The organism is Planococcus sp. CAU13 (genome assembly GCF_000775575.1).
Classification (GTDB): domain Bacteria; phylum Bacillota; class Bacilli; order Bacillales_A; family Planococcaceae; genus Planococcus.
On the sequence record NZ_JRGN01000016.1, the window covers coordinates 1 to 1,687 of the forward strand.

2 protein-coding genes are annotated in these 1,687 nt (G+C 47.2%); both read right to left on the reverse strand.

Annotated elements, in window-relative coordinates:
- Positions 1 to 95 precede the first annotated feature (95 nt).
- Positions 96 to 377 carry a GNAT family N-acetyltransferase gene (locus KW93_RS00505; protein WP_033540991.1) on the reverse strand — a complete coding sequence of 94 codons (282 nt, stop codon included), beginning with the start codon at positions 375 to 377 and terminating at the stop codon, positions 96 to 98.
- 16 nt (positions 378 to 393) lie between these two features.
- Positions 394 to 1,365, reverse strand: coding sequence for a ring-cleaving dioxygenase (locus KW93_RS00510; protein ID WP_033540992.1), 972 nt, complete (start codon positions 1,363 to 1,365; stop codon positions 394 to 396).
- Positions 1,366 to 1,687: the final 322 nt, after the last annotated feature.

A 1,687-nucleotide genomic window follows, 5' to 3' on the forward strand; every position in this document is an offset into this window, starting at 1 on the left:
CTTCGAGACATGAAAGGGCGTTGCATCGCTACGCTGCTTCGTCGCAAGAGATAGGCCAAACGAGTTGGGTCTATCTCCCGCTGTCGCTTTTCTTTCTAGGCTTTTAAATCATCGTATTCAGCAGAACGTTCAAATACCGCGGCCACATACGAACAAACCGGCTCTATTTTATAATTATTTTCACGCGCATACTCCGCTGCCTGGTCCACCAGCTTCTTTGCGATCCCCTGATTGCGCATGCTTTCATTCACATAGGTATGTTCCACGACCATCACATCGGCCATTTGGGTCCAGGTGATTTCCGCATTGACCGTTCCATCGTCTTCATTGCGGAAAGCAAATTCTTCCTGCCCCAGTTCCACCAGTTTGAAATCCATCCTTCATCCTCCTCGATTAATGTTTATTGATATTCAATGGACGCAATGATGCCTCAATTTCAGCCCGTTTAGGCTCAAGGAATGGCGGCAAAGCCAATTTCTCTCCCAGGTTTTCCATTGGTTCATCTGTCGCAAAGCCAGGTTCATCCGTGGACAATTCGAAAAGAATGCCGTTCGGCTCACGGAAATAGATGGCTTTGAAGTAATAGCGGTCCACTTCCCCTGAAGTCATAAATCCATTTTCACGAAGATAGCTGTTCCATTTGCTGTATTCTTCATAAGTCTTGATGCGGAATGCCACGTGATGCACACTGCCGCGGCCAGGCCGTTCCGGCGGAAGATCCGGTCGCTCTTCTATGTGTACTTCGCCGGCAGGGCCGCCTTTTCCTGTTGAATAAACAAAAATATCGTCCATTCCTTCAATTTCCGATGAATAAGAGCCAATCGGCTCAAATCCCATAATTTCCGTCAATACGTTTGCAGTGCGGTCTTTTTTGCGGACCGTCAAACGGACATTTCCCAAACCGACAATGGCGTATTCTTCCGGAATCCCGGCTTTTGTCCAGGGAATTCCATATTCGATGCCTGTTCCGTCATCAACAGTCAGCATCAGGCGGGATCCTTCAAAGTCCTCAAAAGCCAGAGTCTGGCGGTTGAAGCGGATTTTTATTTCTTCGTGGGGCACGCCAAATTCTTCAAAGCGGCGGAGCCAATACTGCAGCGCTTCTTCACTTTTTACCCGGAAAGAAGTATTGCTTATGCTGGAAACCCCAGGATAGGTGCGGCCGGCCATCGGAATATCGAAATAAGTCATATCTGTTCCCGGTGTTCCCACAGCGTCTGCGTAGAATAGATGATAGGATGATGTCGAATCCTGGTTGACGCTCTTTTTCACAAGGCGCATGCCGAGAATCCGTGTAAAGAAATTATGGTTTTTGTCCGCGTTGGCAGTAATCGCAGAAACGTGGTGTATGCCTTCCAATTTCATAATGAATGCCTCCCCTAATTGTCTCGAATTCGAGATATTAAATAAATAATACCACGCGCTGTTATCCGCTGCAAGAATATGGATTGGAGTTTAGCTTTATAAAATTTAAACCGATATGGCGCAACACAGCTTCGTTTTCCTGGGGGCTCGCGCTGAGCTAACTCCCCTGGCAGTCTTCGGTGTTTTGCTCCATATCTCAGATTGTCTTCTATAAAGAGATGTCTTTAATTTTTCCATTGAGTGAAAAGGGAACACTTCATTGCTGCACGGATCCAGAATGAAACGGCAGGTTGCGAAGGGCAAAGATGTGCTCCTGCATCGC